This window comes from Tranquillimonas alkanivorans (assembly GCF_900115595.1).
Lineage (GTDB): Bacteria > Pseudomonadota > Alphaproteobacteria > Rhodobacterales > Rhodobacteraceae > Tranquillimonas > Tranquillimonas alkanivorans.
Genome location: NZ_FOXA01000049.1, coordinates 1 through 15820, shown reverse-complemented (window position 1 = coordinate 15820; position 15820 = coordinate 1). Strand labels below are relative to the sequence as shown.

Below are 15820 nucleotides of genomic sequence, written 5' to 3'. Positions count from 1 at the left end.
AATGGATCGAAGCCGTGGGCGCGAAAACTGCCTTCATAGAGCCCGGATCACCGTGGGAGAACGGCTATTGTGAGAGCTTCAACGCCCGCTTCCGCAACGAGCTGCTCGACGGGGAGATCTTCTACTCGCTCCGCGAGGCCCAGATCCTCATCGAACAATGGCGGCGCCACTACAATACCATCCGCCCCCATAGCGCCCTGGGCTACAGACCGCCTGCCCCGGAAGCCATCGTCACCGTCGACCGAAGGAGGGCAATGCATTAACAATCAACCTGGACCACTCGAATGGGGCAGTTCGACCCGTTCGCGTGGGGCACCCTGCGGCCGACGCCGTCCTGGCCGTCGTCGCTCGCCCGGCGGCTCGACTGGCCGGTGAAGCCTGCCATGGACCTGGTGGAAGACGACGGTACTTATCGCCTGACCGCCGAGATCCCGGGGATCGACCCGAAGGAGATCGAGATCAAGGTCACCGGCGACATGCTGACGGTTCGAGGTGAGAAGAAGGAGCAGAAAGAAGAGACCAAGGCCTCTTACCGGGTCAGCGAGCGCCGCTACGGCGCCTTCGAGCGCAGCCTGCGCCTGCCGCAGGACGTGGATGCGAATGCCATCGACGCTCGCGTGACGGATGGAGTGCTGACGGTCACGCTGCCGAAATCGGCGGAGGCGAAAGCGAGCGCCCGGCGCATCGAGGTGAAGACGGGCTGAGGCGTGCGACGTCGCCGAGGGTTCGGGAGCGGCGACGGGCGCCCCATCGCCTGAGACCGCTCCCGCATCGTGACGTCACCGGATCGCATCTCCGTCGGCGAAGGTTTCGAGGAGCTTATTGTCGAGGATCACGTACCGGTCCGGCCGCAGGAGACGGATCGCGGCGGTGCGATCCAGCTTGTAAAGGCTTCGGCATATGGACTCGGTCGAGGTCGCGAGGAAACTGGCGAGGTCCTGCCGTGGGATCCGGAGCCTGAATTCGTCCGAAGCGGTCACGGTCACCAGCCGCGGCCGCTCCGCCTCTCGCTGCAGGAATGCGGCGAGGCGCCCGGTCACGCTTCGATACCCGAGCAGGCCGACCAGTTCCTGCGCGCGGACCAAGGCGTCCGCCACTTGCTGCTGAATGTGGTGCTCCAGCTCGGCATCGCGTTTCCGCTGGTCGTCAAGCACCCGCCGTTCGATGAGGTGCAGCTCGCAGTCGGTAACAGCTTCCAGGGCGCAGTCCTCGTGCCGCGGAAAGCCGACGCCGACGAAATCTCCTTCCGTCAGGAAGGCAACGATCTGACGGTGCCCGTCGGCTGCGGTGCAAGAGTAGTTGTGTTCGTGCCGCGACATCCGGTCATTCTCGAAAATTGAGTTAAAAAATTGAATGAAACTGAAAGTCTACGTTGTATCCGGAGCCACCCGCCGCTCCGTCAGCGGACGCCGCTCCCCTTGATGCCCGTCATGGCGAATCTCCCCGGCCCGCGCATCATTGCCATCATGATAGCATCAGCGGAGCGGCGCGCACGCCCGGCGAGGCCACGGGTCGTGCGCCGGCGCACACCGGCGAAATTCCGGGAGACACGGCATGTCGGGTATTCTTCTCAGGCAGGAGGTTCTCGAGGCGCTCGAATTCGAACCGAGTATCGATGCGGCCAATATCGGGGTGTCGGTCGATGAAGGCATCGTCACGCTGACCGGTCACGTGCCAACCTATGCTCAGCGCGCGAAGGCCGAGCAGATCACCAGCCGGGTCAAGGGCGTGCGCGGGATCGCCGAGGAGATAGAGGTGCGCCCGGCGGGCACCCACATCACCGCCGACGACGAGATTGCGCGGCGCGTGGCGAACATCCTGCGATGGCACACGGCGGTTCCGTCGGAGAAGATCCGGATCGTGGTGGAAAAGGATCATGTGACCCTGAGCGGCGAGGTGGAGTGGGACTACCCGCGCGACGCGGCCGAGCGGGCCATCCGCGGCATCGCGGGTATCCGCGGCATTACCGGGCATCTGAGCGTCACGCCGAGAGCCAGCTCCTCCGATGTCCGCGAACACATCGAGAAGGCCCTGAAGCGGGACGCCCAGCTCGAGGCGGCCGGATCCGGGTCTCGGTCCACAACGGCACGGTGAAGCTGGAAGGGCGCGTGCACAGCCTGCCCGAGCGCAGGATCACCGAACGCGCGGCCTGGGCCTGTCCGGGGGTCACGCGGGTCGAGAACAAGCTGAGGATCAGATAGGCGTGGCCGCAATTGGGAGGCGCAGATGAAGACGACCGGTGTCATGACGCTGGACCATGCGCCGCAGGTGGTGGCCGAGTGGCTCAACCTTCTCTGCGAGGATCTGCATTGGAGCGAGAAGGGCCGCGCACACATATTGTTGCGCGAGACCCTGCATGCGGTGCGAGATTACCTGACGGTGGACGAGGCGGCGGATTTCGCGGCCCAGCTTCCGGTTCTGGTGCGCGGTATCTACTATGGGGACTGGGTACCGTCACGCACGCCGGTGCATCCGCGCGGCAAGGATGATTTTCTCGACCGCGTCGCCTCTGCGTTCGTCGAGAAACCGCTTTATGACCCGGAACGCGCGATCACGGCGGTCTTCGACCTTCTGCGGCGGAAGCTGTCGGCCGGTGAGATCGAGCAGGTCGCCCGGGCGATGCGAAAGCCTTTACGCGACCTGTGGCTTTGAGGTGCCCGCCGACGCGCAGGGCTCGGCATATCGGCGTGGACGGGCGGCGACGATCTCGCTTCAATGACGCCCATCATGTCGGGGTACTTGCACGCGCGTACGATGGGTCCCGGTCGGAAGCTGGCACGGACCTGAAGATCGGCCAGCGTCTTTGAATGCGGACAGAGTGGCGCATCGATCGGCCCGCTGTCGAGGACCGGCCTTCGGAGCCGTCCTGTCAGCCTGCCCACCCAGGGTGAGACTACGGGGGAGCAGACGGTCGAACGGCTTCGGCACATCGCGCAGGGTTCATCTGGCAGTCACCTCCCGGACATCCGGTCCAAACCTCAGGAATGGTGGGCCGACACGCTGCGGATGGCCTCTCCGGCCAATTCCCGCGCCACGGCGTGAGAAATGTCGCCGAGGCTCAGCATTCCGACCATCCTCTTGTTCTCGTCCAACACCGGAAGGCGGCGGATCTGCCGCTGCTCCATCAGGTGTATGGCGTCTTCGACCGATTGGTGCGTCTGGCAATAGATGATGCCGGGCGTCATCGCCTTCTCGGCGGTCACCTTCTTCGGGTCGCGCCCCTCAGCGACGACGCGGACTGCAATGTCGCGATCGGTGATCATGCCGATCAGGCGGTCGTCCTTGCCCACCGGGATGGCGCCGACGTCGTCGGTCTTCATCATCCGGGCGATTTCCGAGACGGGCGTGTCCGCATCCGCCCAGTCGACGCTCTTGTGCATGGCGCTGGAGATGTCCATCGCTTTGTCCTCCTCGGGTGTGGGCCGAGGATGCCTTCGGCGCGGGCGCGCTTCATTGACCGCCGTCATTGCCACACGCAACCCGCGGCCGGATGCTCGCCAGGCGACCACGGTGTGGAAACTCGCGGATGGCCCACAAGAGACTCCTGTTCCATTCGGCGGCGCGCGAGACGCTTCTGAAGGGCACGCAAGCGCTGGCCGACGCCGTGCGCGTCACGCTCGGCCCGCGGTCGAAATCGGTGCTGATCCAGAAAAGCTATGGCGCACCGATCGTCTGCAACGACGGCGTCACCATAGCGAAAGAGATCAAGCTGAAGGACCCGGCGCAGGACGTGGGCGCCCAGCTTCTGCGGCAGGCAGCCGAACGCACCGGCGACGCGGTGGGCGATGGCACATCGACAGCGACGGTGCTGGCCAGTGCCATATTCGCCGAGGGGCTGCGCAACGTCGCCGCCGGGGCCTCCGCGATCGAGCTCAAGCGGGGTCTGGAGGAGGGGCTGGCCGCCGCAGTGGACGCGGTCCGCGCCCTGTCGCGCCCGGTGCGCTCACATCAGGAAAAACGGCAGGTCGCGACGATCTCGGCGCACAACGATGACGCCATCGGCAAGATGGTGGCCGAGGCGATGGAGAAGGTGGGCGACGAGGGCGCGATCATGGTCGAGGACTCGCGCAGCACCGAGACGGTGCTCGAGGTGGTCGAGGGGCTCCAGTTCGACCGCGGCTACATCTCGCCGTACTTCGTGACCGAGGCCGAGACGTTGACGGCGCGGCTCGACCAGCCGGCCATTCTGCTGCACGAGAAGAAGCTGAGTGGCCTCAGACCCCTTGTGCCGCTTCTTGAGGCGGTGATGCAGGCGAGCCGATCGCTTCTGATCGTGGCCGAGGATCTGGACGACGAGGCGCTGGCCACGCTCGTGGTCAACAAGCTGCGCGGCACGCTGAAGGTCGTGGCGGTGAAGGCGCCGGGTTTCGGCGATCGCCGCCGCGCGATGCTGGAAGACATCGGCGTTCTGACGGGCTGCCGCGTTGTGTCGCCCGATCTGGGCGTGGACATCGAAAAGCTGACGCTCGACGATCTCGGCCGCGCCGCCTCGGCGCGGGTGGACCGCGAAAGCACGACCATCGTCGGCGGGGGCGGCGACCGCGACACCATCGCCGGGCGGCTGGCCCAGATCCGGCGGCAGATCGAGGACACGACGAGCGACTACGACCGCGAAAAGCTCCAGGAGCGGCTCGCCAAGCTGTCGGGCGGTGTGGCCGTCATTCGCGCGGGGGCGGCCACCGAGGCGGAGCTCAAGTCGCGCAAGGAGGCGCTCGACGACGCCATCCACGCCACGAAGGCCGCGGTGGAGGAGGGTGTCGTGCCCGGCGGCGGCCTGGCTCTGGTGCGCGCCATCGACGCGGTCGAAACGGCGGCCGAGGCGCTGGAGGGCGACCGCCGTACCGGCGTGCTCTGCCTTGCCCACGCCCTGTCGGCCCCGGCGCGGCAGATCGCCGAGAACTCCGGTGCCGATGGCGGCGTGGTCGTGGCCGAGATGCGCAAGGGCACAGGCGCGCACGGCTTCGACGCGGCCGCAAACCGCTACACCGACCTCACCGAGGCGGGGATCGTGGACCCGACCAAGGTTGTGCGCGTGGCGCTCGAGAACGCTGTGTCGGTGGCGGGCACGCTCCTGCTGACAGAGGCGACGATGATCGAGGAAGAGGACGAGCCGGAGCGCAAGCCGACGCGGATGGAGGCGGAAGATTACATCTGATCTCGTGCGCGCAGGAGCACGATCATGGCTGACGATCCCGAGACGACCGGCGGCAGGATCCCGGACGAGAACCGCAGGATCGCGGATCGCCTGAGCGAGTATGCCGCCCTTCTGGAGCAGCAGGGCGAGGATGGCTTTCGGGTGCGTGCCTGTCTTGAAGCCGCAAACCGTCTCGAGCGGTTGCATGAGCCGCTGGGCGAGGTGCTGCGGAGCGGCGGCGTGGAGGCTCTGATCCGGCTCCCCAGGGTCAGGCGCGGCATCGCGGCGGCCATCGCCGAGATGCTCACGACCGGCCGCTGGCGGCAGCTCGACCGCGTGAAGGGCGAGTTCACCCCCGAGAGCTCCGCACCGTCCGTATCGGCGGAGCGCTCGCCCACCGTATTGCTCGGGAGGGCGACATCGAAACACTCGAGGAGCTGGAGACGGCACTCGGACCTGGCGACCCGCGCATCCCGGGTATCGGGCCGCGCCGCAGGCAGCCCATTCTTGCCAACCTGGACGCACTCCTGCACGGGCGGACCGAAACGCTGGAGAAGGAGCTGGGCTGGGGCCTGCTGCGGGCCGATGACGGACGCGAGGTGTTCTTCGAGAAAGACAGCCTGGTGCAGGGCGATTGGAGCGGCCTGGAGAAGGGGGAGCGGCTGCGTTTTCACGAGCGCGAGGGCGAAAAGGGTCCTTACGCCACCGGTATCACGCCGGCGCGATGAGAGGCGGCGTTGATTGCCGTCAATGCTTTTCTGTGTGCCTTCGCCATCATCCAGAATGTCGGCATCCGATCGATGGAGCATCAGATGGAACATCGGCATTGGCAGGACTGGGTGACGGGGCTCGTCGGCCTCTGGCTCATTGCCTCACCCTTCGTTCTGGACTTCTCGCTCGGGGAAGGGACGTCCACGACTCTTCTCATGGCGAACTTCCTCGTCTGCGGCGGCCTCGCGCTGATCCTGGCGGCTTCGGCGCTTGCGGCGTTCCGCAACTGGGAGGAGTGGATCGCGGTCGCGCTCGGCGTCTGGCTGGCCGCGTCGCCCTGGCTTCTTGCCTTCAGCACCGCTCAGACGGCAGCGTGGAACACCGTGATATGCGGAGTGATCATCGCGGCGCTCGCGACGTGGACCCTATACGACGAAAGCAGCGCGGGTCACGCATGACGGACGCGGCGGGGCAGCCAGGCCGGCTGCGCCGCCTGCGCCGAGAACGACAAGGGCCTTTGCCTGCACTTCAGGAGAAAGAAGTCCCGCGCGGGAAACAGAGCGCTGGGGCGGTCACCAAACCCTCGCCGTCCTTCTTTTGGGCCAAGCATTGACCTTAAGCGGCAGCGGGCCAGCTTCTCGTGTACTGCTCGCGTATGACCTTGGGCCGGACGGCTATTGAGGAGGCCTCAAGATCGAAAATCAGCAAGATCATGATCTGGAAAGGCTTTTCGGAGAGTGGCGCGAGCAGGTAGCGACGCTGGACAAGATGAAAAACGGCGGCGACGCCACCTCGGCTTTCGATCAAGCCGTTGCTGTCGCAATGGAACTCGAGCGGGCGATCTTGAACCGGCCAGCCGAAACCTTGCGTGCCATGGCGATGAAGATCATCGTCGCGGCGCGCGACGAGGGGGAAAGCGGCGGGTCCAACATCGCCGCGCTCATCGAAGAAGCACGAGAGGTCCTCAGGTACTGAAGTCTCTGCCGCTTCCATCGAAGAGAGCTGAGCCGGCCAAGCCGAGCCGTGCGATCTGAATCCTTTGCGGTGGAAAGTTGCATCCGCCGCCCTTTTATCGCTGGCGGAGTGGCGGTTCATTCCGACCGGAACCGCACGGCGTCGAAGAGAGGCGCTCCGTCGCGGATCAGGCGGAGCAGAACCTTCTGACGTTCGCTTCGGTCGAGACGCGCCGTCAGGCCCAAGAAATCGTCAATCACCGCGCGTCCGACAGGGGGATCGAATCGTCGGGCTGGAGGCCAGCCTAAGCCCTCGCGTCGTCCACCGACAGCACCAGCACGCCGCGCCGACCCTCCGGGACCCCAAGTTCCGTCTCTTCGCCCTCTGCCAGGTTGCGCACGGTGGCGCCCAGGCCCGGCACGTAGGTTCCTTCCTCGGTGACAGGAGGCGGTGCGGCGCCGGGTGCAAGCCCGGCCCTTACCGGGAGCTCGGTCCGCTCCCCGGAGCGAAGGATGACAAGACGCCCCTCCTGTCCCGGCTCGAGCGCTGCCACGCGTTCGGACAGGGCCGCCGGATCCCGGCGCCGACAGTCCTCAGGCGCCGGCTTCCTGAAGATACCTTACCGCCTTGTCCGGCGTCGCGATCCGAGGGTAGTCCCGCTCGGGGATGTTGAGCCTGAGGCGGTCGTGCAGTGCCGTGACGAGGTTGAGGATGTCCATCGAGTCAAGCTCGAGGTCGTCCTGGAGGTGGTCGCCGCCTCCAATGGTCGCCGCATCGAGGTCGGGAGCGATCATGGTCAGCGCGTCGAGGAAGGCCTTTCGGATTTCGGCTTCGGTCACAGCTCCTCCGGTGTTTGCAGGTGGGCGTCGAAGGCGGTGAGGAAGCGGGTCGCGGTCCGACCGTCGCTGACCCGGTGGTCTGCCGAAAGCGACGCGGTGACGACGCGGCGGGGCGTGATGCCGTCGCCGGTGGCGCGCGGCTCAATGCGCGGTGCGCCGAGGCACAGAAGCGCGACCTGCGGCGGGTGGATAACTCCGATCATTTCGTTCGCGCCGGTCTCGCCGAGGCTCGACAGGGTGAGCGTGCCGCTCGTCAGCTCGGAGCTTCGCAGCCGCGCGGCGCGGGCGCGGGAGACCATGTCCTTCATGGCCAGCATGAGCTCGGGCAGGGGGCGGTTCTGCGCGTCGGATATGGCGGGTGCGACCAGGCCTCCTCCGCGCAGCGAGATGGCGATGCCGAGGTTGACAGTGTCGGCGGGGACGAACGTGGCGTCGAGGTAGTGGCCGTTGACCTGCCGAACCTGCGCGGCCGCGAGGGCCGCCGCCTTCGCGAAAAGCGTACCGAGGAGGAGGCGATCGTCCGGGGTCCGGACCTCGTTGTAGGCCGCGAGCCACGCGGTGGCGGCCTCGAGGTCGATGGTGGTGGAAAGGTAGAAGTGCGGGATCTCGCGCTTCGAGCGAACCATCGCGGCGGCGATGGCGCGGCGCATCTCGGCGGCTGGGTCGAGAGGCTGCGCCGGAGCGCGCGCCTGCTCCACGTCCTCCAGCACGACGGCACCGCCGGGCCCGGTGCCAGTAACTACAGAGAGATCCACCCCGAGTTCCGCCGCCTTCGCCCGCGCCGCGGGGGACGCGGCGGGCCGCGCCCGCGCCGAAGGCTTCGGACGCGGGGGCGGTGCGGGCTGCGGCTTGGATTGAGACGGGCCGGACGCAGGCGGCGCGGCTTCGCGACAAGGTAGTTCGCGCTCCGGTGCGGCCGGCACGTTCGTCGCCGGTGCTTCCTTTGCCATCTTCTCCGCGACGGGTGCTCCCTCCGCTCCGATGCGCGCAAGCGGGGTTCCGACCGGCAGGATCGCGCCAAGCTCCGCCATCAGACCCTGCACGACGCCGTCCTCGAACACCTCGACCTCGATCGCGCCCTTCTGTGTTTCGACCACTGCGATGACGTCGCCGCGACTGACCGTGTCACCGGGCTGCACGAGCCATTCCACCAGCGTGCCCGCCTCCATGTCCGCGCCGAGGGAGGGCATGGTGAAGACGCCCATCAATCCCGCCCCAGCGCGGCTTTGGCGGCGGCGATGATACGCGGGACCTGCGGGATGGCGGCGTCCTCGAGGTGCTTGGGATAGGGGATCGGAACCTCTTCGGAGCAGACCCGCCCGACCGGCGCATCGAGGTGCCAGAACACCTGCTCCGTGATCCGTGCCGAGACCTCGGCCGAAAGCGAGCCGCTGCGCCACCCCTCGTCCACGATCACCGCGCGGCGGGTGCGGGCGAGGGAGCCCATGATCGTCTCGTCGTCGAGCGGGCGGAGGCTGCGCAGGTCGACGACCTCGGCCGAGATACCATCGCGCTCCAGCTCCTCCGCCGCCTCCAGCGTCTTCCACAGCGAGCCGCCATAGGTGATCAGCGTGACATCGGTGCCCTCACGCCGGATGGCGGCGCGGTCGAGGTCGACTGGACCGGCCTTCACGTCGAGCGCCCCCGTCATGTTGTAAAGCATGACGTTCTCGAAGATCAGCACCGGGTCGGGATCCTGCAGCGCGGTCCATAGCATGCCGCGCGCGTCCTCGACCGTGGCGGGAGCCAGCACGCGCAGGCCGGGGATGTGGGCATACCAGCCCTCGAGCGAATGGGAATGCTGGGCCGCCAGTTGCTTGCCCGCGCCAGTGGCCAGCCGGATGACAAGGGGCACGCCGAACTGGCCGCCCGACATGTGCCGCATGGTGGCGGCGGTGTTGAGGATCTGGTCCAGCGCCAGCAGGCTGAAGTTCACCGTCATCAGCTCGACGATCGGTCGCATCCCCGCCGCCGCCGCCCCGATGCCCGCACCGGTGAAGCCTGATTCCGACAGCGGCGTGTCGCGGATGCGGTCGGGGCCGAACTCGGCCAGCATTCCCTTGGTCACGGCATAACAGCCGCCATAGGCGCCCACGTCCTCGCCCATCAGGAACACCCGGTCGTCGTGGATCATCGCGTCGCGGATCGCCTGCTTCACCGCCTCGCGATAGGTGATCTCGACCGTCTCGCCCGAGGGCGGGGCCGGCTCGGGCGGCGGCACCGGGTCGCCGGTGACGTGGCGGGTCAGGTCGTCTACCGGCTCCCAGGTGCCCGCCTCGGCGAAGGCGACGGCGGCGGCGATCTCGTCGGTGATGCCGCGCTCGATCCGGTCGATGTCGTCTCGGTGGATCAGGTGGTTGTCCAGCAGCCAGGTCTGGAAGCGCACGATGGGGCCGCGCTTGCGCCAGCTCTCGACCTCGTCCTTCTCGCGGTAAAGCTGGGCATCGAACATCGAGTGCGCGCGGAAGCGGTAGGTGCGACAGTCCAGGAGCACGGGCTTCCCGGTTTCGCGGATGCTGGCCATCGCCCGCCGCGCCGCCGACTCCACGGCGACCACGTCCATTCCGTCGATCGTGTGCGCCTCCATGCCATAGGCGGCGGCCTTGGCGGCGACGTCCTGTTGGCTTTCCGAACGCGCGAGCGCCGTGCCCATGGCATAGCCGTTGTTCTCGCACACGAAGAGGACGGGCAGGGACCAGAGCTGCGAAAGGTTCATCGACTCGTGGAACTCGCCCTCGGCCACCGCGCCTTCGCCGAAGAAGCAGGCGGTGACCTTGCCGCTGCCCTGCATCCGGTCGGCGAGCGCGAGGCCGGCGGCCAGCGGCAGGCCGCCCCCGACGATGGCGTTGCCGCCATAGAAGTTGTGGCCCGCGTCGAACAGGTGCATCGACCCGCCGCGCCCGCCCGAGCATCCCTCGGCCTTGCCGAACATCTCGGCCATGATCGCGTTCATCGACACGCCGCGGGCCAGCGCATGGCCGTGTTCGCGATAGGTCGCCACGATCCGGTCCTCGGGGCCGAGCACCGGGATCACGCCCACCGCGATCGCCTCTTCCCCGTCGTAGAGGTGAAGGAAGCCGCGTATCTTCTCCTGCGTGTAGAGCTCGGCGCACTTGTCCTCGAACCGGCGGATGCGGATCATCCCGGCGAGAAGCTGAAGCACGTGGTCGTGGCTCAGCCGGGGTTTGTCGGCCACGCTCATCTCTCGTCCCTCTCCAACGTCGAGATGTCCCCCTCGGGCAGTCCCAGTTCCCGTGCCTTCAGCAGCCGGCGCATGATCTTGCCCGAGCGCGTCTTGGGCAGAGAGGTGCGGAACGTGATCTCGCGCGGGGCGACGGCTGGGCCAAGCCGCTTGCGCGCGTGGCCACGGATGTCGTGCTCAAGCGCCTCGCCCGGAGCGTAGCCATGGTTCAGCGTGACGTAGGCCTTCACCACCTCGCCCGCGGTTTCATCCGGCAGACCGATGACGGCGGCTTCAGCCACGGCCGGGTGCTCGATCAGGGCGCTCTCGACCTCGAATGGTCCGATCAGGTGGCCGGAGGACTTGATCAGGTCGTCAGCGCGCCCAACGAACCAGTAGTACCCCTCGTCGTCCCGCATCGCGAGATCGCCGGAGAGGTACCAGCCGCCGGCGAACGCCTTTCTGTAGCGTTCCTCCTCGTGCAGGTAGCCCCGCATCATCGACGGCCATCCGGGCCGAAGGGCCAGTTCTCCCACCTCGCCGGGCTTCAGTTCGCGGACCCCGTCGTCCTGTCGCTCGACCACCCCCGCCTCGATGCCGGGAAGCGGCTTGCCCATCGAGCCGGGCTTGATGTCCATCGTGCGGGTGTTGGCGATCATGATGCCGCCCGTCTCGGTCTGCCACCAGTTGTCGTGGAAGGGGCGGCCGAAAACGCGGTCCGACCATACGACCGCTTCAGGGTTCAACGGCTCGCCCACGCTGGCGAGGAACCGCAGGCGCGAGAAGTCGTACGGTTTGGCCGCCGCCTCGCCCGCACGCATCATCATGCGGATGGCGGTGGGGGCGGTGTACCAGACCTCCACCTTCTCGCGTACGAGCGTGTTGTACCAGAGGTCGAGGTCGAATTCGGCCTCGTCCACCACCAGCGTCGCGCGGTGCACCAGCGGCGCAAGGATCCCGTAGGAGGTGCCGGTCACCCAGCCGGGATCGGCCGTGCACCAGAACACGGTGCCGGGCTGCAGGTCGAGCGCGACGCGGCCCGTGACTGCATGGCTCTCCACCGCCTTGTGAACGTGGATCACACCCTTGGGCTTGCCCGTCGTGCCGCTGGTGAAGTGGATCAGGGCCGTGTCCTCCGGCCCGGTGCGGCAGATTTCGCCGCCGCCGTTCGCAGCGTCGAGGGCTGGGGAGAGAGCGACGCAGTCCTCCGGCGCGTCATCCCCTTCGATCAACACCAGCTTCAGCGACGGGATTTGCTGGCGCCAAGGCGCGATCTTGCGGCGATAGAGCGACGCGGTCGTCACCAGCACGTTCGCCTCCCCGATTTCCATCCGCGTGCGGATCGGGTCGGGCCCGAAGGCCGAGAAGAGCGGCGTGAACACCATGCCCGCCCGCAGCGTGCCGAGCGCGGCGGCGAATAGGTCTGGCGTGCGGTCCATCAGGCAGAACACGCGGTCTCCCTTGCCGAGGCCGTGGGAGTGCAGCACGGCGGCGAACCGGGATGAACGGTCGGCCAAGTCGCAGTAGGACAGTTCGCGCCGCTCGCCGCCCTTGCCGAGCCACCGGATCGCCGTCGCGCCGCCCTGGCCCTGTGTCACGTGCCGGTCCACTGCCTCGTACGCGATATTGAGCCCTCCGCCGGGCAGGCCGCTGATCAACTCCGCCCGCAGCTTCTCCGGGTCGGAGAGTGCCTCCGCACCATTGAGTGACTTGCAGATGCGCTGCGGGCGCGGGGCATCGGGCCGTTCGGTCATGCGCATTCCTCCGGACCTCAGTGAGCACCGAGAAGCGCGGATTCGCGATGACACGCGTCATTGAGAGCCACGAAGTCTCCCGGCGCAGCGTCAGACCCTGCGGGCGAGAACTTCGCCATCTCAGGGGCCACCCACATCACCCCCGGGAAACGCAAGTGAGGCAAAGAGCACCGTGCGAGCAACCGTCAGTCTGAAAGCAGCGCCTTCGCTCGAGCAAGCGTCTGGTCCGGCGTTCCCGCTGCGTCCACCCGCAGCCAGCCGGATCCGTCGGCGGAAACCGCCAGTTGCGCACGCACTACCTGCGCATTGGCGTCGGATGCATCGCCCGACCTTGCGCTCACCCGGTTCACGAGAGTTGCCTCGGGTGCGGCGAGCCAGAGGCCGGTGAAGGCGGCACCGTTCGATCTCGCAATCTCCTCCACGCGCGCTCGATCCTCGGGATCGAGGAAGGTCGCGTCAAAGACGACGCTATGGCCCGCCGCCAGAAGATTGCCGGCTCGGTCATAGAGGCGGCGGTAGACGCGGGCCCGGCCATCGGTCGTGTAGGCGGCCTGTGGCAGCCGCGCATCCTCCGGAGCGGATAGCATCGCCTTGCGCTCGGTGTCCGTGCGCAGATGGACGGCGCCCGGCGGCGCACCCAGGCCCGGCGAAAGCATGCGGGCGAGCACGGTCTTGCCGGTGCCGGAGACGCCGCCCACTGCGACGAGGCGCGCCGGCGCCGGCGTCAGCAAATCGCAGGCGAGGTCGAGATAGGAGCCCGCTTCGGTGACCGGTCCATCCTTCCCTGTGGCCCGCGCCGTTTGCACGGTGGTCATGGCTCGGATAGCGGCTCGCACCGCTTGGAACAACGGCAGGGTCCGAACTCCCGCATCCTCTGCTCCGTCCGCCGACAGGAGATAGCTCCCCAGGACTGCGTTCGCCGCCACACGAAGTCGCCGGTGCCATAGGTCCATGAGCAGGAAGGCGAGATCGTAAAGAACGTCGCAGGTTCCCAGCGTCTCGTCGAACTCCAGCGCGTCGAACGGCACAGGTCGACCCTCGTACAAGACGATGTTGTGCAGATGCAGATCGCCATGTGCACGCCGGACGCGCCCTGCAACCGTTCGCGCATCCAAGAATCCGCTCAGCCGGCCGTGACCCTGTCGAGAAAGGTCATGGAAACGGCGCACAGATTCTGCGTTCAGCGCGTCCGGCATTCCGTCGAACACGCGGTCGAGCTCATCGAGGATCTCTCCGATCAGCGCTCCGCCAGCAGCATCGCGGCGCGGGCAGGCGGCATGGTAGGCTTGGATCGCACGCCCCAGGGCCGTGGCCAACGTATCATCCAGCGCACCTTGGGCGGCAATTTCAGCCAGTTCGGCGCTCTTGGGAAAGCGCCACATGCGAAGCGCCCATTCCACAGGCGGGCCAGATCCGCCGAGGGCCAGTTCTCCATTGTCTTCCCGTGTGACGGGTACGACATCGCGATAGATCATCGGCGCTCGTGGACGGTTCAAGTCCAGCTCGCGCCGCAGCATTGCCTCGCGTCGATCAATGGTGGAGAGATCCATGTAATCGTAACGTACCGCACGCTTGATCTTGAGCGCCGTCTCTCCCGCCAAGAAGACCAGTGCGCCATGCGTCTCGATGACCTCCACCGGTGCAACGCCACCGTGTGCTGCGCCGGACCTCAAGAAGGCCACGACCTCGTGCTGGTCATGCGGCGGCTCATTTACCATGCGGTCTCTTTTTGGCTTTGCGCTGTGCAGAGGCGGCTTCCCGGCAGGACCGTCACGAGACTTGGCCGCCTTGGCCCTTTGCGGCAATGACGCAGGTCAAGCGCCGCGGCCCTTCAGGATGCGACCCACCACGGCTGCGGCCTCCGAATGCAACTCGGCCTCCGAAGGGCCCTTCCGCGAGAGCCCTACTGCGCCATTGAGCGGCGACGATGCCCCGGCCAAATCTGCAGTACCGCCGCGCCCTTCAGGCGTCCCTCGCGTAGATCGCTCAGCGCCTCGTTCGCCCGTTCGAGGGGATAGGCGGTTGTGTGCGTACGGACAGAGGCCGCGGCGGCGAGCGGAAAGAACAGCCCTCCGTCGCGGCGGGTCAAGTTCGCGACGGAGGTAACGCTGCGCTCGTGCCAGAGGTCGGCGTAAGGGAACGCGGGGATGTCCGTCATGTGGATGCCGCCGCAGACCAGCCGGCCGCCTTTCCTGAGCGTCTTCAGCGCGCGCGGCACCAACGCTCCGACCGGAGCGAAGATGATCGCGGCATCGAGTTCGTCGGGAGGGCTCTGCCCCGAGTCCCCGGCCCAGACCGCCCCGAGTTCGCGGGCGAAGGCTTGCGCCCCCAGGTCTCCTTCGCGGGTGAAGGCATAGACTTCGCTGCCCTCGTGCCGGGCGATCTGGCAGAGGATGTGTGCCGCCGCGCCGAACCCGAACAATCCAAGCCGGCCCGCTGCGCCGGCCAAGCGGAAGCTGCGGAAGCCGATGAGGCCCGCACAAAGAAGCGGCGCAAGCGAAACCGGATCGGCGGTTTCGTCCAGCGAGAAGACATAGCGGGCGTCGGCGACGCAGTATTCCGCGAACCCGCCGTTCACCTTGTACCCGGTGAAGCGTGGCGCATCGCAGAGGTTCTCCATGTCGCTGCGGCAGTAACGGCACACACGGCAGGTGTGTCCCAGCCAAGGGATGCCGACGCGCTGGCCTGCCTGAAGCCAGTCGACGTCGCGGCCGCACGCTTCCACACGGCCCACGATCTCGTGGCCCGGAACCAGCGGAAGGACAGGGTCGGGAAGGTCGCCGTCGATGACGTGCAGATCGGTCCGGCAGACACCACAAGTTTCGATGCGGACCAAGACTTGGTCCGACCCGGGCGTTGGCACCGGGACCTCACGAAGGATCAGGCGCGGTCCGGTGCCCTCGAAAACCATTGCTTTCATCGTCTCGACACTGTCGACCCCTTGGGCGAACAGCATTGACGGCCGTCATTGATCGGGTCTTCAGAGCCGAGATGCCCTCGCAGCAGATGATTGCTTCGGGCCCGTTTCGCGGCAGGTTGAGATAGGGCGCGACGCAAGGGCAAGAAGGGCGGGCGCCGAACCTTCATCGCGGAGCGAGATGCTTTCGGTCAATCTGCAAAAGCGGACGTCCTGGGGCAGCGCTAAACGGCGAGCCGATGCCGCTCCGCATGACCGCTATGCGCCATAGGGGTCTGGAGTCCCCCCGCTGGAGTGGTCCGCCCCCAGGGATAAAATGATCCCGTTATG

At 67.1% G+C, this 15820-nt stretch carries 18 protein-coding genes and 1 pseudogene; 9 read left to right on the top strand and 10 right to left on the bottom strand.

The window, feature by feature from the left end:
• A partial coding sequence (locus BM162_RS21455) for an integrase core domain-containing protein (protein ID WP_143096282.1) occupies positions 1-263 on the top strand: 263 nt, incomplete at its 5' end.
• 21 nt (positions 264-284) lie between these two features.
• A complete protein-coding gene (locus BM162_RS21450) occupies positions 285-704 on the top strand; it encodes an Hsp20/alpha crystallin family protein (RefSeq protein WP_093425825.1) in 420 nt (139 codons plus the stop codon).
• Between the two features lie 75 nt (positions 705-779).
• Here the strand turns inward: BM162_RS21450 and BM162_RS21445 are convergent, their stop codons facing one another.
• Entirely contained in the window at positions 780-1319 is a 540-nt protein-coding gene (locus tag BM162_RS21445) for a Crp/Fnr family transcriptional regulator (protein WP_093425823.1), read from the bottom strand.
• A 235-nt stretch (positions 1320-1554) separates the two neighbouring features.
• Here BM162_RS21445 and BM162_RS21440 point away from each other — a divergent pair, with 235 nt between their 5' ends.
• The 3 genes from BM162_RS21440 to BM162_RS21435 are packed head-to-tail and all read left to right on the top strand — an operon-like array spanning position 1555 to position 2652.
• Positions 1555-2094: a BON domain-containing protein gene (locus BM162_RS21440; RefSeq protein ID WP_245759373.1), complete on the top strand. Its 540-nt coding sequence runs from the start codon at positions 1555-1557 to the stop codon at positions 2092-2094.
• Complete coding sequence (locus BM162_RS23410) at positions 2091-2201, top strand: BON domain-containing protein (RefSeq protein WP_245759372.1); 111 nt, start codon at positions 2091-2093, stop codon at positions 2199-2201. The genes BM162_RS21440 and BM162_RS23410 overlap by 4 nt, the downstream gene beginning before the upstream one ends.
• Before the next feature lie 25 nt (positions 2202-2226).
• Positions 2227-2652, top strand: a complete 426-nt coding sequence (locus BM162_RS21435) for a DUF2267 domain-containing protein (protein ID WP_093425822.1) — start codon at positions 2227-2229, stop codon at positions 2650-2652.
• A 326-nt stretch (positions 2653-2978) separates the two neighbouring features.
• On the opposite strand, the gene BM162_RS21430 is transcribed toward BM162_RS21435, so the two are convergent.
• A complete protein-coding gene (locus tag BM162_RS21430; protein ID WP_093425820.1) occupies positions 2979-3398 on the bottom strand; it encodes a CBS domain-containing protein in 420 nt (139 codons plus the stop codon).
• A gap of 128 nt (positions 3399-3526) precedes the next feature.
• On the opposite strand from BM162_RS21430, the gene groL reads away from it, so the two are divergent.
• From groL to BM162_RS21415, 4 genes and pseudogenes are all read left to right on the top strand, one after another.
• Positions 3527-5155 (top strand): chaperonin GroEL, encoded by a 1629-nt coding sequence (gene groL, locus BM162_RS21425; RefSeq protein WP_093425819.1) that lies wholly within the window; start codon positions 3527-3529, stop codon positions 5153-5155.
• Between the two features lie 24 nt (positions 5156-5179).
• Positions 5180-5440, top strand: a pseudogene (locus BM162_RS23585) (DNA-binding protein); the annotation flags it as partial.
• A gap of 293 nt (positions 5441-5733) precedes the next feature.
• Positions 5734-5862, top strand: coding sequence for a hypothetical protein (locus BM162_RS23540; protein ID WP_342741202.1), 129 nt, complete (start codon positions 5734-5736; stop codon positions 5860-5862).
• A gap of 84 nt (positions 5863-5946) precedes the next feature.
• Entirely contained in the window at positions 5947-6303 is a 357-nt protein-coding gene (locus BM162_RS21415) for an SPW repeat protein (protein WP_177215329.1), read from the top strand.
• 157 nt (positions 6304-6460) lie between these two features.
• On the opposite strand, the gene BM162_RS22620 is transcribed toward BM162_RS21415, so the two are convergent.
• From BM162_RS22620 to BM162_RS21380, 8 genes are all read right to left on the bottom strand, one after another.
• Complete coding sequence (locus tag BM162_RS22620) at positions 6461-6940, bottom strand: hypothetical protein (protein ID WP_143096280.1); 480 nt, start codon at positions 6938-6940, stop codon at positions 6461-6463.
• A 163-nt stretch (positions 6941-7103) separates the two neighbouring features.
• Positions 7104-7352 (bottom strand): hypothetical protein, encoded by a 249-nt coding sequence (locus BM162_RS22615; RefSeq protein ID WP_143096279.1) that lies wholly within the window; start codon positions 7350-7352, stop codon positions 7104-7106.
• 40 nt (positions 7353-7392) lie between these two features.
• Positions 7393-7638 carry an acyl carrier protein gene (locus BM162_RS21405; RefSeq protein ID WP_093425813.1) on the bottom strand — a complete coding sequence of 82 codons (246 nt, stop codon included), beginning with the start codon at positions 7636-7638 and terminating at the stop codon, positions 7393-7395.
• Positions 7635-8843 (bottom strand): dihydrolipoamide acetyltransferase family protein, encoded by a 1209-nt coding sequence (locus BM162_RS21400; RefSeq protein ID WP_093425811.1) that lies wholly within the window; start codon positions 8841-8843, stop codon positions 7635-7637. The genes BM162_RS21405 and BM162_RS21400 overlap by 4 nt, the downstream gene beginning before the upstream one ends.
• Positions 8843-10834, bottom strand: a complete 1992-nt coding sequence (gene pdhA / locus BM162_RS21395) for a pyruvate dehydrogenase (acetyl-transferring) E1 component subunit alpha (RefSeq protein WP_439332844.1) — start codon at positions 10832-10834, stop codon at positions 8843-8845. The genes BM162_RS21400 and pdhA overlap by 1 nt, the downstream gene beginning before the upstream one ends.
• Positions 10835-10836: 2 nt before the next feature.
• On the bottom strand, positions 10837-12573 hold the full coding sequence (gene acsA, locus BM162_RS21390; protein ID WP_093425808.1) for an acetate--CoA ligase: 1737 nt from the start codon (positions 12571-12573) through the stop codon (positions 10837-10839).
• A 185-nt stretch (positions 12574-12758) separates the two neighbouring features.
• Complete coding sequence (locus BM162_RS21385; RefSeq protein ID WP_093425807.1) at positions 12759-14291, bottom strand: bifunctional aminoglycoside phosphotransferase/ATP-binding protein; 1533 nt, start codon at positions 14289-14291, stop codon at positions 12759-12761.
• Between the two features lie 185 nt (positions 14292-14476).
• On the bottom strand, positions 14477-15529 hold the full coding sequence (locus BM162_RS21380) for a zinc-dependent alcohol dehydrogenase family protein (protein ID WP_245759371.1): 1053 nt from the start codon (positions 15527-15529) through the stop codon (positions 14477-14479).
• Positions 15530-15820: the final 291 nt, after the last annotated feature.

Excerpts from the sequence above, each read along its gene's own strand:
- BM162_RS21450 (WP_093425825.1), top strand. The coding sequence starts at position 285 with ATGGGGCAGTTCGACCCGTTCGCGTGGGGCACCCTGCGGCCGACGCCG.
- BM162_RS21445 (WP_093425823.1), bottom strand. The coding sequence starts at position 1,319 with ATGTCGCGGCACGAACACAACTACTCTTGCACCGCAGCCGACGGGCAC.
- BM162_RS21440 (WP_245759373.1), top strand. The coding sequence starts at position 1,555 with ATGTCGGGTATTCTTCTCAGGCAGGAGGTTCTCGAGGCGCTCGAATTC.
- BM162_RS21435 (WP_093425822.1), top strand. The coding sequence starts at position 2,227 with ATGAAGACGACCGGTGTCATGACGCTGGACCATGCGCCGCAGGTGGTG.
- BM162_RS21430 (WP_093425820.1), bottom strand. The coding sequence starts at position 3,398 with ATGGACATCTCCAGCGCCATGCACAAGAGCGTCGACTGGGCGGATGCG.
- groL (WP_093425819.1), top strand. The coding sequence starts at position 3,527 with ATGGCCCACAAGAGACTCCTGTTCCATTCGGCGGCGCGCGAGACGCTT.
- BM162_RS21415 (WP_177215329.1), top strand. The coding sequence starts at position 5,947 with ATGGAACATCGGCATTGGCAGGACTGGGTGACGGGGCTCGTCGGCCTC.
- BM162_RS22620 (WP_143096280.1), bottom strand. The coding sequence starts at position 6,940 with ATGAACCGCCACTCCGCCAGCGATAAAAGGGCGGCGGATGCAACTTTC.
- BM162_RS21400 (WP_093425811.1), bottom strand. The coding sequence starts at position 8,843 with ATGGGCGTCTTCACCATGCCCTCCCTCGGCGCGGACATGGAGGCGGGC.
- acsA (WP_093425808.1), bottom strand. The coding sequence starts at position 12,573 with ATGACCGAACGGCCCGATGCCCCGCGCCCGCAGCGCATCTGCAAGTCA.
- BM162_RS21385 (WP_093425807.1), bottom strand. The coding sequence starts at position 14,291 with ATGGTAAATGAGCCGCCGCATGACCAGCACGAGGTCGTGGCCTTCTTG.
- BM162_RS21380 (WP_245759371.1), bottom strand. The coding sequence starts at position 15,529 with ATGCTGTTCGCCCAAGGGGTCGACAGTGTCGAGACGATGAAAGCAATG.